The organism is Bradyrhizobium oligotrophicum (assembly GCF_051168495.1).
In the GTDB taxonomy this organism is placed as follows: Bacteria; Pseudomonadota; Alphaproteobacteria; order Rhizobiales; family Xanthobacteraceae; genus Bradyrhizobium; species Bradyrhizobium oligotrophicum_A.
In genome coordinates this window covers 19,006-32,819 of the sequence record NZ_JBNPVB010000013.1, presented here as the reverse complement: position 1 = coordinate 32,819, position 13,814 = coordinate 19,006, and the positions used below count along the sequence as shown (strand labels likewise).

14 protein-coding genes are annotated in these 13,814 nt (G+C 66.5%); 8 read left to right on the top strand and 6 right to left on the bottom strand.

What is annotated here, in order from left to right; translation table 11 throughout:
- Window positions 1-236: 236 nt before the first annotated feature.
- From ACQR1B_RS23130 to ACQR1B_RS23095, 8 genes are all read left to right on the top strand, one after another.
- Window positions 237-1,010 (top strand): SDR family NAD(P)-dependent oxidoreductase, encoded by a 774-nt coding sequence (locus ACQR1B_RS23130; RefSeq protein ID WP_434833871.1) that lies wholly within the window; start codon window positions 237-239, stop codon window positions 1,008-1,010.
- 31 nt (window positions 1,011-1,041) lie between these two features.
- Window positions 1,042-1,992: an alpha/beta hydrolase gene (locus ACQR1B_RS23125; RefSeq protein ID WP_434833870.1), complete on the top strand. Its 951-nt coding sequence runs from the start codon at window positions 1,042-1,044 to the stop codon at window positions 1,990-1,992.
- A gap of 216 nt (window positions 1,993-2,208) precedes the next feature.
- Complete coding sequence (locus ACQR1B_RS23120; protein ID WP_434833869.1) at window positions 2,209-2,379, top strand: hypothetical protein; 171 nt, start codon at window positions 2,209-2,211, stop codon at window positions 2,377-2,379.
- 199 nt (window positions 2,380-2,578) lie between these two features.
- A complete protein-coding gene (locus ACQR1B_RS23115; protein WP_434833868.1) occupies window positions 2,579-3,745 on the top strand; it encodes an amino acid aminotransferase in 1,167 nt (388 codons plus the stop codon).
- A 25-nt stretch (window positions 3,746-3,770) separates the two neighbouring features.
- On the top strand, window positions 3,771-4,385 hold the full coding sequence (locus tag ACQR1B_RS23110) for a YitT family protein (protein WP_434833867.1): 615 nt from the start codon (window positions 3,771-3,773) through the stop codon (window positions 4,383-4,385).
- Between the two features lie 254 nt (window positions 4,386-4,639).
- Window positions 4,640-5,704 (top strand): ketopantoate reductase family protein, encoded by a 1,065-nt coding sequence (locus tag ACQR1B_RS23105; RefSeq protein ID WP_434833866.1) that lies wholly within the window; start codon window positions 4,640-4,642, stop codon window positions 5,702-5,704.
- A gap of 111 nt (window positions 5,705-5,815) precedes the next feature.
- A complete protein-coding gene (locus ACQR1B_RS23100; protein WP_434833865.1) occupies window positions 5,816-6,829 on the top strand; it encodes a Na+-dependent transporter in 1,014 nt (337 codons plus the stop codon).
- A 137-nt stretch (window positions 6,830-6,966) separates the two neighbouring features.
- Window positions 6,967-7,848, top strand: a complete 882-nt coding sequence (locus ACQR1B_RS23095) for a transporter substrate-binding domain-containing protein (RefSeq protein ID WP_434833864.1) — start codon at window positions 6,967-6,969, stop codon at window positions 7,846-7,848.
- Window positions 7,849-7,958: 110 nt separating this feature from the next.
- On the opposite strand, the gene ACQR1B_RS23090 is transcribed toward ACQR1B_RS23095, so the two are convergent.
- From ACQR1B_RS23090 to ACQR1B_RS23065, 6 genes are all read right to left on the bottom strand, one after another.
- Entirely contained in the window at window positions 7,959-8,627 is a 669-nt protein-coding gene (locus tag ACQR1B_RS23090) for an amino acid ABC transporter permease (RefSeq protein WP_434833863.1), read from the bottom strand.
- A 31-nt stretch (window positions 8,628-8,658) separates the two neighbouring features.
- The gene (locus tag ACQR1B_RS23085) at window positions 8,659-9,909 is read right to left on the bottom strand and encodes an NAD(P)/FAD-dependent oxidoreductase (protein ID WP_434833862.1); all 1,251 of its coding nucleotides are present in this window, start codon (window positions 9,907-9,909) and stop codon (window positions 8,659-8,661) included.
- 15 nt (window positions 9,910-9,924) lie between these two features.
- A complete protein-coding gene (locus ACQR1B_RS23080) occupies window positions 9,925-10,683 on the bottom strand; it encodes an SDR family NAD(P)-dependent oxidoreductase (protein ID WP_434833861.1) in 759 nt (252 codons plus the stop codon).
- A gap of 158 nt (window positions 10,684-10,841) precedes the next feature.
- Window positions 10,842-11,180, bottom strand: a complete 339-nt coding sequence (locus tag ACQR1B_RS23075) for a hypothetical protein (RefSeq protein ID WP_434833860.1) — start codon at window positions 11,178-11,180, stop codon at window positions 10,842-10,844.
- A gap of 22 nt (window positions 11,181-11,202) precedes the next feature.
- Window positions 11,203-12,729, bottom strand: coding sequence for a peptide ligase PGM1-related protein (locus ACQR1B_RS23070; RefSeq protein WP_434833859.1), 1,527 nt, complete (start codon window positions 12,727-12,729; stop codon window positions 11,203-11,205).
- Window positions 12,730-12,733: 4 nt separating this feature from the next.
- Window positions 12,734-13,810: a M14 family metallopeptidase gene (locus tag ACQR1B_RS23065; RefSeq protein WP_434833858.1), complete on the bottom strand. Its 1,077-nt coding sequence runs from the start codon at window positions 13,808-13,810 to the stop codon at window positions 12,734-12,736.
- Window positions 13,811-13,814: the final 4 nt, after the last annotated feature.

Here is a 13,814-nt window from a genome sequence, read left to right as displayed (position 1 = left end):
TTTATCAGGCGAATCGGGGTTCGGGACAATCAAATCGCGTCATGACCCATCCGCCGCTCTCGATCAGCCCTCCCGTTAACATGCCGAATACGGCGGGGGAAGGGCGACCTGCCAGCACACCGCGAGGTGGCCATCTGGTTCATCCAATGAGATAGTTGCATGATCGGAAGATAGCGTGAAACCAACACGCAACAAGGCCACGGCCACCAGAAGCCGGGGCCAAGGGAAGGACGCACATGACCGATTCGATCCGCCTCGACGGCCGGGTGGCCGTCGTCACCGGCGCGGCCGGTGTGATCGGCACCGCGACCATGCAGACGCTGGCGGCGCGCGGCGCCCGCATCGTCGCCGTCGACCGGCGCGAGCAGGATCTGGAGGACGCGATCGCGCATCTGCCCGCCAGCGCCGAGGCGCTGGCCATCGCCGCCGACGTCACCGACGAGGACCAGGTCGCAGCCTATGTGCGCCGAACCTGCGAGCGATTCGGAACCATCGACGTGTTCTTCAACAATGCCGGCGTCGAAGGCGAGATCAAGTCGATCACCGACTATCCGTTGGACGCGTTCCGTCGCGTGCTCGACGTCAACGTCGTCGGCGTGTTTCTCGGCCTGAAGCACGTGCTGCCGGTCATGCTGAAGCAGAACCGCGGCTCCATCATCAACACCGCCTCGATCGCCGGCCTGATCGGCTCGCCGCAGATCGCCGTCTACAGCGCCAGCAAGCACGCGGTCATCGGCCTGACCAAAAGTGCGTCGTGGGAATGCACCGGCACCAAGGTACGCGTGAACTGCGTCTGCCCCGGCCTGATCGACAGCCGCATGCTGAGCGCGATCATCGAGGGCCGCAGCGGCGCCCCCGTCCCCGTCGACAAGGTCGTCGACCGCGTGCCGGCGCGCCGGCTCGGCCAGGGCTCGGAGGTCGCCGCGATCGTCGCCTTCCTCGCCTCCGACGATGCGAGCTACGTCTCCGGCGCCGCCTACACCGTCGACGGCGGCCGCACCGCCGCTTAAACGTCCTTCAACCGCAACAGGTCCCTTGCCAATGCCCGTTCAACTCGATGCCGATGCCGCCGCCGTCTACAAGGCATTCCAGGAGGCCGGCCGTCCCGCCTATGAAACGCTGACACCGGCGGAGGCGCGCGACTACTATCTGGCCGCGCGCGCCGTCAGCAATCCCGAGCCGCCGGAGCTGGCCGAAATCCGGGAGCTCGCCATCCCTGCCCCGCATGGCGTGATCCCGGCCCGGCTGTATCGGCCGAAATCCCTGCGTCAGGTCGGCGGCCTCGCGCCGGCCCTGGTGTTCTTCCACGGCGGCGGCTGGGTGATCGGCAATCTGGACTCTCACGACGTGGCCTGTCGCGCGCTCGCCCACGAAGGCGAGCTGATCGTGATCTCGGTCGACTACCGCCTTGCGCCCGAGCACAAGTTTCCGGCCGCGGTCGACGACTGCGTCGCAGCGGCGCAATGGGTCGCCGACCATGCGACCGCGCTCGGCATCGACGCGTCGAGGCTCAGCGTCGGCGGCGATTCCGCCGGCGGCAATCTCGCCGCGGTGGTCGCACTGTCCGCGCGTGACGGCAAGGGACCGAAGCTGTCCGGCCAGGTGCTGATCTATCCGGCCACCGACTTCACGATGAGCCATCCCTCGCACAGCGAGCCGGAGACCAGCGTACTGCTGACGCATTCGGTGATCCGCTGGTTTCGCGACCACTATCTCAGCAGCGCCGCCGACATCCACGAATGGCGCGCCTCACCCGCCAAGGCCGAGACGCTGGCCGGCCTGCCGCCCGCTTACGTGCTCACCGCCGGCGCCGACCCGCTGCGCGACGAAGGCGACGACTACGCGCGGCGCCTGCGCGAGGCCGGCGTGCCGGTGACGCACCGGACGCACCCCGGCCAGTTCCACGGCTTCTTCACCATGGGCAAGCTGCTCGACCAGGCCAACGTCGCCGCGCGCGACATCGGCGCCTGGCTGAAGCAGCTCGATCGCTGAGCGCGGCCCCCGCGAACCGCGACGGCCTCAATGACCACGCACGACGCCACGGCAGGATGAACATGGAAGAAAGCGTTGCGATTGCCCTCGCTTGGTACCGGCCTGAGGAATGGGACGAGCTCAAACTGATCTGCCCGGATCTTCAAGATACCTACGAAGAATGGCTGAGCAGCCTAGGAAGCCATCGATGGCCTTGCCAGTAATAATTATCAGGTCGTGAAAGTCGTTCTGACGGCCAGCGAGCTGCGGAAATGGAAGCGCGCGACCGGACGAAAAGTCGATGGCGCGGTCCGCTCCCGGCTTGCCATCAAGCGCGCGAACAAGATCGGCACCGCGCCCGATCAGCCGATCGACGGGCCCGATCTTGGCTCGGGGCGTAACCGCTGAGCTTTGTCGTGCAGCTTGTTCGGCCGACGGCGATCGGCATTGCCGACGCAGCGGCGCGACGGATCTGCGCATTCGCCGGACGGAGCCATGCATTGCGAAAAATCCCGCTGTCTTTGCACTGCAACCGCGATAGGGTCCGACCGCCCACGACGACGGCGAATGGTCGGCTCGTGGGCTGACCGCCACCAGGAATGCTGCAATGTTCGAACGACTGAGCCGCCAGCCCGATGATCCGCTCCTTGCCCTGATCGGCATCTTCAAGGCCGATCCAAGGGCCGACAAGGTGGATCTCGGCGTCGGCGTCTATCGCGACGAGGCCGGCAACTCGCCGATCTTCCGCGCCGTGAAGGCCGCCGAGCGCAGCATCTGGGAAAGCCAGACCAGCAAGGCCTATGTGGCGCCAGAGGGCGACCAGGCCTTCCTCGACCTGCTGTGGTCGATGGTCGGCGGGACCGCCTCCCCGGTCCATGCCGCGGGCGTGCAGACGCCGGGCGGCTCGGGCGCATTGCGCCTGGCAGCCGATCTCATTCGCCAGGCCGGCACCGGCAGGATCTGGCTTGGCCTGCCGAGCTGGCCCAATCACGCCGGCATCTTTGCTGCGGCCGGCCTCGAGATTGAGACCTATCCGTATTTCGACGTTCCGTCGCAGACGCTGCAACTCGACAGCATGCTGGCGGCGCTGCAGCGCGCCCAGCCGGGCGACGCGGTCCTGATCCACGCTTCTTGCCACAACCCGACCGGCGCTCCTCTGAGCGCCGAAGACTGGACGCGCATCACGACCGCGATTTCCGCACGCGGGCTCGTGCCGCTGATCGATTCCGCCTACCAGGGGTTTGGCGCCGGCCTCGACGGTGACGCCGCCGGACTGCGGGCCATGATCGCAGCCGTGCCCGAGGCGCTGGTCGCGGTCTCCTGCTCGAAATCCTTCGGCCTCTATCGCGAGCGGACCGGCGCGCTCTACGCCGTCGCCTCATCGCAGGTCGCGGCCGAGACGGCGCGCTCAAATCTCGTGGCCATCGCCCGCACCAGCTATTCGATGCCGCCGGACCACGGCTCGGCGATCGTGAAGACCATCCTCGGCAGCCCCGATCTGCGAAAGGACTGGAGCGAGGAGCTGGAGTCGATGCGCGTGCGGCTTGCGACGCTGCGTCGTTCCTTTGCCGAGGCGCTGGGCGGACGCTGGTCGAACACGATCGCCATCGGCATCCAGGAAGGCATGTTCTCGGTGCTGCCGGTGACTCCGGCCGAGGTGATGGCGTTGCGGGAGAAGCACGGCGTGTACATGCCGACCTCCGGCCGCATCAACGTCGCCGGCCTGAAGCTGTCGGACGTGACGCGCGTCGCCGGCCTGTTCAAGGCGCTCTGAGCGCTCGCGGGCGAGGATCGACGCCGTGACCGAGATGGTGTTGCAGGAGCGGCACAAGCTCTACGAGGACGCGATGGCCCTGACCCTGGGCACGCTGTTCGTTTCGCTGGGCATGCTGATCTACAGCAAGACGGTGCTGCTGGTCGGCAGCACCGCCGGCCTGTCGCTGCTCTTCAGCTACATCAGCGGCTACGGCTTCGGTCTCTGTTTCTTCCTGCTCAACCTGCCCTTCTATGTGCTGGCCGTCAGGCGCATGGGCTGGCCGTTCACGGTCCGCACCTTCGTCGCGGTCGGCCTGGTCGCGGTGTTCTCACGGCTGACGGCATCCTGGGTCGACATCAGCCGTATCGATCCGCTCTATGCCACCGTGATCGGCGCCGGCCTGACGGGGACTGGGCTCTTGATGCTGTTCCGCCACCGCACCGGACTCGGCGGCATCAACATCCTCGCGCTCTATCTGCAGGAGCACTGGAAGATCCGCGCCGGCTACTTCCAGCTCGCGGTGGACGTCCTCATCATGATCGCCGCCTCCTTCGTCGTCCCGGTCGACCGGCTCGCGCTGTCGATCCTGGGCATCGTGATCGTCAACGTCATCATCGCGATCAACCACAAGCCCGGTCGCTACATGGCGCTGAGCTGAGCGCCTGCCGCTTCATCGCCTCCCCTGCCTCTGCCAACCACCGTCAAACCGCACCCGCGGCGGATGCCGCACGGGTGCACCGCACCTTGCCAGACTGCCCGTTCCGTGGGATGAAAGCTCTGGTATGCCAGCAATCAAGGCAACCGAATACCGCTTCCATCCGCACACTTGGACGTCCGACGGACTCTTCGGTGGGACTGGATCGCCAATCAAAAAAACACGCACACAAACCAATCTCGAGGGACGACCAAGGTATGGCACGCAACATTCTGATTCTCGGAGCCTCCTACGGCTCTCTCCTCGGCACCAAGCTGTTGATGGCCGGCCACAACGTGACGCTGGTCTGCCGCAAGAAGACCGCCGAGCTGATCAACCGCGACGGCACCGAAGTCCGCATCAAGCTGCGCGACGAGCCGGCGCATCGCTCGATCTTCTCGCGTGACCTGCCCGGCAAGCTCGACGCGGCCTCGCCCGACGCCGTCGACCTGTCACGCTACGACCTCGTCGGTCTGGCGATGCAGGAGCCGCAATACGCCAACCACACCATCCGCGTGCTGATGGTCAAGATCGCCGAGGCCCGGCTGCCGTGCCTCTCGATCATGAACATGCCGCCGCTGCCTTACCTGAAGCGCATCCCGGCGCTGGCGGGCAGCGATCTGGAAGAGGCCTACACCAACGCCCAGGTCTGGGAGCGCTTCACGCACGGACTGGTGACGCTGTGCTCGCCGGATCCGCAGGCCTTCCGGCCGCCGGAGGAAGCCGCGAACGTGCTGCATGTCGGATTGCCGACGAACTTCAAGGCCGCCGCCTTCGAGGACGAGAAGCACACCGCGCTGCTGCGCGAACTGGAGCGCGACATCGACGCCGTCAGGCTCGACGGCCACGACGTGCCGGTCAAGCTGAAGGTGTTCGACTCGCTGTTCGTGCCGCTGGCGAAATGGTCGATGCTGCTGACAGGCAATTACCGCTGCATCACGCGCGGCGAGCCGCAACCGATCCGCGACGCCGTGCACGGCAATCTCGCGCAGTCGAAGGCGATCTACGAGCACGTCGATGCGATCGCGCGCAAGCTCGGCGCCGATCCGAGCGACCAGGTGCCGTTCGAGAAATACGCCAAGGCCGCCGAAAGCCTGCTCAAGCCATCGTCGGCGGCCCGCGCCGTCGCCGCCGGCGCACCCTTCATCGAGCGTGTCGACCTCCTGGTGAAGCTGATCGCGCAGCAGCTCGGCATGCCCAACACGGAGATCGACCAGACCGTGCAGACCGTCGATTACAAGCTCAACGAGAAGATCGTGGTGGGCGGCTCGAGCGCGCAATGATCCCGGGCGCGTCAAGCGCCGACATCGTCCGTAACCAGATGTGACTTTGCAGGAAAGCGCGGCCAACGCATGGTTCGCGCGTTCTTTGATTCACATCGTTTTGGAATACTGATGCCATCCTTCGGGCCTCTCGCCTTTCCCCTGCAGGCCCTGAGCTGGCTCGGCAATCAGGGCACACGCGCCATCGTCGCGGTGCTGCTGGTGGCAATCGCGGTGCCGCCGCTCGGCGAGCTGACGCGGCCCTACGTCACGCACGCGATCTTCCTGCTGCTCTGCATCTCGTTCATGCGCGTCGACGTCGCAATGCTGCGCGCGCATCTGCGCCGACCTGCCCTGGTGCTCGCCGCGACCGCCTGGACCACGATCGCCGTTCCGTTCCTGGCCGGCACGCTCATGCGTGTCACCGGCCTCGATACCGCCGACCCCGACCTGCAACTCGCGCTGATGCTGCAGGCAACGGCATCGCCGATGATGGCCTCGCCTGCGCTCGCCGCGCTGATGGGGCTCGATGCGACGCTGGTTCTGATCACTCTGGTGACATCGACCGCGCTGGTGCCGCTGACGGCGCCGCTGTTTGCCTACGCCTTCCTGGGACAGGCACTATCGCTGTCGCCGGCCGCGCTCGGGCTGAAGCTCGCCGCCATCCTCGCAGGAGCGGTGGCCGTGGCCGCCGCAATCCGCTTCGCCTTCGGCATCACGGCAATCCGACGGCACCGCGCGCCGATCGACGGCTTCAACATCCTCATCCTGTTCGTGTTCGCCTCGGCCATCATGGCCCATTTCCTGGCCGACCTGGTCGCAAGTCCGTTCCATATGTTGGGACTGGCGGTGCTGGCCTTCGCCGTGTTCTTCCTGCTGCTGGGAACTACGATCCTGCTGTTCCGCAGCGCCGGCCGCGAGCGCGCCATGGCGCTGGGCATGATGGTCTCGCTGCGCAACATGGGACTGATGCTGGCCGCCACCGAAGGCGCGATCCCCGGCACCACGTGGCTGTATTTCGCGATGAGTCAGTTTCCAATTCACCTCGCGCCACAGCTGCTGCGGCCGCTCGTTGAGCGCCTGCGTCCGCAACCACGTTCATCTGGCGAGACCGACCACGGCTTGATCAGCCCTGCACCGGAATGAGGCAGCCCCGCATCGCAACGCCTCCGTCCGGTTCGATCTGCATCCCGGCGCGGCCGCCTGCTATCACGTCGGATATGCTTGTTGCTGGCACGCACGGCCAACGCTACGCTCATCGCCGATTGGTGCAGGAGGATTATGTGACCACGTCAGACGATCAGACAATTTCCGAAGACCGCCGTGAGGCGCTGCGCTACGCGCTCGCGATCGGCTCCGGCGCCGCGCTCGCGTCAGCCATGACGACGACGCCCGCGTCGGCGCAGGCGGCGGCCGACAACACGCTCGACCGCGTCCGCGCCAACAAGGTGCTGCGCATCGCCGTGCTGCCGGGCGAGCTGCCCTATTTCAACAAGGACCTCGCTTCCGGCACATGGTCGGGCTTCTCGATCGAGATGGCCAACGACATCGCCAAGCTGCTCGACGTCAAGCTCGAATATGTCGAGTCGACCTACGGCAATTCGGTGCTCGACCTGCAGGCCGGCAAGATCGACCTCGGTTTCGCGCTCAACCCGACGCCGCAGCGCGCGCTCGTCATCGACTTCTGCGGTACGGTGTTCCCGCATCCGTTCGGCGCCATGCTGAAGAAGGGCCTCGAGGCGAAGACCTGGGCCGACATCAACAAGCCCGAGGTCAAGATCGCCGTCGACGTCGGCTCGGCCAACGAGGCGGTGGCCCGGCGCTTTGCGCCGAACGCGACCATCAAGTCGCTGAAGTCGCGCGACGAGGTGATGCTGGAGATGGCGTCCGGCCGCGTCGACGTCGTCGTCAACGCGCTGATCCTCGGCCTCACCGCGATCGCCAAGAACCCCAATCTCGGCAGCTACAAGATCCTGACGTCGCCGTCGGTCGCGATTACCTCCAGCATGGGCGTGCGCCGCGAGTCCGACAAGCGCTGGCGCGACTTCCTCGCGGTCTGGATCGACTACAACCGCGGCATCGGCCAGATGCGCGAATGGTTCGTCAAGGGCCTGGGACTTGCCGGCGTCAAGGCCGAGGACGTGCCGGTCGAGCTGAGCATCTGACGGCAAACCCCGCCGTCATTGCCAGCGAAGCGACGCAATCCAGGGTCTCGACGTAGCTCTAGATTGCTTCGTCGCTTCGCTCCTCGCAATGGCGGCTGCAAATTACCGCCTCACGCCTTGTCGTAGCTCATGCCGCGCTCGAACCGCCGGCTGAGCAAGGTCGCCGGAAACAGGATGGCGAAATAGATCAGCGCGATGATGGTGTAAACCTCGAGCGGCCGATAGGTGTCGGCGTTGATGAGAGTGGCGTTGTAGACGAGATCGGGCACCGCGATCACCGACACCAGCGAGGTGTTCTTGAGCTGCGTCACCGACTGGTTGACGTAGGGCGCGAGCATCGGCTTCAGCGCCTGCGGCAGGATGACGAGCCGCATCATTCGCCACGGACGCAGGCCCAGCGCCCGCGCCGCATCCCACTGGCCGCGCGGCACGCTCTCGATGCTGCCGCGCACGATCTCGGCGTAGAAGGCACCGGCATAGAGCGACAGCACGGTCACGGCGGCGACATGGGCCGGGATATTGATGCCGATCACGACCGGAAACGCGTAGTAGAACCAGATGATCTGCACCAGCAGCGGGGTGCAGCGGAACAGCTCGATATAGGCGATCAGCAGCCAGTCGATCACGACCAGACGGCGCAGCCTGACGATGCCGACGAGCAAGCCGATGATCGACCCGAGCAGGATCGTGCCGAGCGTATAGGCCATGGTCCAGGCAAGCCCGACCCAGAACAGATGGCTGTACTTGGCGAGGATCGCGAAATCCCAGGTGTAGTTCATCGCAGCCCCGGCGCGGTGTGATCGCGGCGCATCACAGATACCGGCCCGGAGCGAACGCCGACGCGTCGAACGACGGCGCCTCGCCCGCGATCATCGCGGCGATCGCCGCCCCCGTGGCCGGCCCCGTGGTGAAGCCGATGTGCTGGTTGCCGAATGCAAGCCACAGGCCGGAATGCCGCGGCGCCGGCCCGATCATCGGCAGCGAGTCCGGCAGGCTCGGCCGCGCGCCGCGCCAGGGCGCCGCGACGGCGTCGCCGAATTCGACCACGCCACGCGCCAGCGGCACCACCTGTTCGAGCTGGGCGAAATTCGACGGCGCGTCGCGGTCGGTCAGCTCGACGCCGCTCGTCACACGCACGCCGTTCTCCATCGGCGTCATCAGGAAGCTGCCCTCGGCATCGTGAATCGGCCGCTGCAGCGTGCGAGCGGGGTTCGGCGCGAACTCCTGATGATAGCCGCGTTCGAACGCCATCGGCACCCGATAGCCGAGCGGCCGCAGGATGTCCGGCGACCACGGCCCAAGCGCGACCACGACGTGGCGCGCGCACAGTTCGCCGTCGCCGAGCACGACACGCCAGCCCTCGCCGTCGGCCAGCAGCGCCCGGATCTCGGATTGCCGCAGCACGCCGCCGGCGCCCTCGAACATCCGTGCATAAGCCTTGGTGACGTTACCCGGCGAGTCGACCGACGCCGTCTGGCTGTGCAGCAGCCCGATCTTGTAGACCGGAAGCATGTTCGGCTCGAGCGCCGAGATCGCCTGCCGGTCGAGCAGCTCGCTCTTGATGCCGTACTCCGCCAGCACGTCCTGCTCGGCCTTGGCGGCGGCCAGCGCATCGCTGCGCCACGCCTTGAGCCAGCCGGTCTCGCGAATGCGCTGCGGCTCGCCGGCGCGGACGATCCAATCGCGATGCAGGGACAGCGAGGCGCCGATCAGCCCGTGCAGCGCAGTCGCGCGCGGCTTGACGCGGGACTCCACGGCGTTGGCGAGGAAGCGCAGCACCCACTCGATATTGCGCAGGGTCCATGACGGATCCCAGCGCAGCGCCGCGCTCCTGTTGCCGAGATAGGACGGCAGCGCCCGAAACAGCGACGGCTTGTTGAACGGCAGGATCGAGCCGGAGGAAAGAATGCCGGCATTGCCGTAGGAGGTCTCCTCGCCCGGCGCCTTGCGGTCGACCAGCACCACCGAAAGGCCTCGCTCCCGGATGGCGTAGGCCGAGGAGACACCGACGATCCCCGCGCCCAGCACGACCACGTCGGGGGTCTGTTGTTCATTCTGCATCACTGCACGATCCATTTACATCAGGGTCAGGCCGCCATCGACCGGCAGCACGGCGCCGGTGATGTGGCCGGCTTCGCGCGACAGCAGGAAGCCGACGGCTGCGGCGATGTCGTCCGGCTCAGCCAATCGTGCTTGCGGATTGGCCTGCGCCGCCCGCTGCCAGGCCGCCGGATCGAGCGAACCGAGTCGCCCTTCATCCTTGCGCGTGTAGCCGGGCACGACGACGTTGGCGGAGCCACCGTTCGCGGCCAGTTCGATCGCCAGACATTTCACCAGCGCCTCCAGCGCCGCCTTGGCGGCGGCCGAGGCTGGAAACGTGCCGCCCGGCACGAAGCGATGCGCGACGAAGCTGGAGATGGCGATGACGCGCGCCTGCGCACTCTGCATCAGGTCCGGCAGCGCCGCACTCGCCAATTCATGAAACGCCGCCGGCATGACCGCCAATGACCGATCGAGCCCCTCGCGCGGCAGATCACGGAAGCTGCGGCGATCGGCAAAGCCGGCGGCATGCACCAGCGCATCGATCCGGCGGAACGTCTTGCGGGCTGCCTCGACCAGACCTGCCGCAGTTCCGGCCTGTGCGAGGTCACAGCAATGAAACCCGACCTCGGCTCCGGCCTGCCGGCACGCCGCGGCGACATCCTGCAGACGCGCCTGCCCGGCCGCATCGGCGCCCTGCCCGTGCAGCATGATGGCCTGTCCCGGCGCAGCGACACGGCGCGCCACCGCAGCGCCGATGCCGGACGCGCTGCCGGTGATGAGGGTGACGCGCATGCGACCTGATCTGCCCCTGAGTTGTTGCGGGGCGGACTATAGGTCTCACGCCTACGGATGCCAACACGCGGACGGGCATGCGCCGATGTCCGCCGCGCGGGACTGCCTCTCGGCTCGTCCGTCGAGATGACCCGTGCCGGGCCGCCCGATCGGGCCGCTCAGCACTTGGCGCCGACCCTGCACTTGTTGGTCGATTGGGAGATCTTGCCGCCGGCCGCGGTGCACGCCGCGGCATTGGCGTTCACGCAGGCCACCTTCACGGAGGTGCAGCCGGCATGGTCGTTCTTCACGCATAGCGTCTCGCTGTAGGTGTTGAGAACGCTGCTGCCCTTCTTGCAGACGCACATCCCTGTGACGTCCGCCTTCGCGGCGAAGGCGCTGTCCAGACCGCCGATCGAAACCGCAACAAACAAAATCAGAGAGAGAAATACGCGCATCATATCCTCCGTTTGCAGTGGCAATCGGCAGACTATGCGCGCTTCGCGCGGGATGGACAACTTAAAATTGCTTCAACTCAAATCAATCGTTGGCGTCGAGAACTGCCACCGTGCGCCGATAGAACTCGGCCGCGCGGTCATGGGTCTGGCCGATGCAGACGACGCCGAGTTTGCCGAACTCCGACAGCGCGCCGATCAGATGAAAGGCGACACCCTCGCCGGCGGCGGCGTGGAAGTGCAAGCCGTTGACGACGGCAATGTCGACGAGGTCGTCGGGCGTCAATCCGCGATAGGCCTCGCTTTCGAGATTGTCGGAGGCATAGTAGCAGCGCGGCTGGCCGGCGGGGGTGAGGAATTCGCCGCTGCCGGAATCATAACGGCCGTCGGTCAGGAACTGCAGCATCAGGAACGGATGCGTGGTGCCGCCCTTGCGCAGATTGATCTCGATGGCGACATGGCGCCAGTCGGGTCCGTCGCGAACCGAGATGAAATCGACGCCGAGCCGGCCGATGACCCCCTTGCGCGCAAGCGCCTCCGCGACCGCGACGCCGCGAGCCTGGATGTCCCGGCGATAGGCGTCGTCGGCGGGAAACCGGCAGCCGAGAAAGATCTGGCCGTTCGGCCCGCCCAGCACCTGGTCATGGGTCGAGATCGGCTCGACCCGGCCGAGCGGATCGATCCGCAGTTGCGCCGAAGGCGACTGCTTGACGGCCCCCGGAATGAACTCCTCGACGATACCACCCATCACGCGAAGCTTGTCGGCAAACACCTCCCAGCTCATCCCCCGCGCCTCGAAGGCCATGACCGGCAGGCGATCTTGCAACCAACGCCGCAGCCCCTGATCGTCAGGTGCCGCAGCGAGATCGACGATCGCGTTTCCCTCGCCGGAAAAGCCCTCGTTGAGCTTGACGACGGCCTTGCGCAGCTCCGGTTTGCGGCGCTTCAATTCGGCGAGTGCTTCGGCCAGCATGCCGGCATCGAACAGATCTTCGAACCCCTCCGGCAGGTCGATCCCGACCTCCTTGAAGATGCGGCGCGACCCGCTCTTGGAGCCCCATGCCCGCAGCGCGGGATCGCAGCCATAGATCGGCAGCCCCAACGCCAGCGCCAGCCGTCGCTCCGGCTCGGTCACCGTGTAGCAGCTCATATGGGCCGGGCCGCCCTGCGCAAGCGCGGCGCGGAGCCGTGCGAGCAGCCGCGGTCGTGCGAGGATCTTGTGCGTGAGCGGCGCCGCGGAGGCATCGTCGCAGGACAATAGCGTCAATCGCGCACGGGCGTGTCCGCCCGGCACGCCTGGCAAGAGATGCAGGTAGTAGTCGATGATGGTCTCGGAGACCGCCGTGCTCGTCACGTAGATCACGCGCGTGCGCGGCATGCGCAGCAGGAGCAGCATGCACAGCATGCGCTCTTCGTAGTGATGCACGCCCGAGACCTTGGCGAGCACTTCGGGATCGAGGCTCAGGCTAGGCACGATCACGACCGTACGCGGCAGGCCGGGATCGTCGAACAGTGCCGTGTAGGAGGCCGCAAACTGCGCCTGCAATTGCTCGAACCGCGCGCGCTCCGCATCGCTGACGCCATCCTGCGATAGGGAGGCATCGGCGGTCATCGCGCTACCCTCCGGTCCCGGCCAGCCGCCGGCCATCGCGGCCGATCCGGTGCATGAGATAGCCGAGGCAATCGAGCCTGACGGCGTTGGGATCGAGCGTCAGCATGGCCGGGATGGCGCGTTGCGCCAGCCGGATCTCGCCGTCGCTGTAGTCGAAGTACTCCGCATGTCCACCTTGCGATGTGACGATTTCGAGTCGCCGCGTCCCGGCATGCGTTCCGAACGACACGCCCGCTTCGAGCTCGGCAAAGTTCAGATGATCGAGATCGGAGCGAAAGCAGAAGTCCGCGTCGCTGCCGTCATAGGAGAAGGTGGCATCCGCCGGCACCTTGACGATGGCGAAGGTGCGCATCAGATCGATGTCGGCGTCGATGACGGCATGATCCGGAAAGTGCTGCAATGACAACGCGGCTTCGATCAGCTCGACCGCATGCGCCACACCCGCCGCGACGCCGGGCCGTCCGCATTCGACAGTCACCGCCGGACACAGCCGCGACAGCGCCGCCGACTGCACGCCGACAGGCTCCTCGAAATACACGACGGTGCGGCCGAACAGCCCCGCCAGCTGCAGATGATGATCGTCACAGCTGTTGACGCAGGCATAATGCGGATTGTTGGCGGTGTTGTTGTGAATGTCGATGCTTGCAAACAGCGGCGTGCGTTCTGCGATCGCCACGACCTCGCGCATGACGGCGGCTTCCGGAGTCTGCGGATGCGCGGTGCCCGGCCAGGCGCGATTGTAGTCGTGCTGGCTGGGAAGCGTACGGACACCGGCCTTCGCCGCGGCGAGGTTGCCGACAAACAGCAGGATCGAACGCGGCAGCGGGCGTCCCCCTGCACGCTTCAGGACGCTCTGGACGGCGCGCCAGCCGGTGTCCTCGTTGCCATGCAGCAGCACGCTGAGAAACAGCGTGCTGGCGTGCCGCCCCGGCAAATGGACCAGCGTCGGCCCGGGCAGATGCCGCCACAGCTCCGGCGCCGGCACATCCAGCAGCGCATCCGGCAGGTGATCATACCTTGCCAGCGCGAGCGGACGATCGACACACGGACTTGCCGCGAGTTCAGCGCTATCAGCCGTCAATATG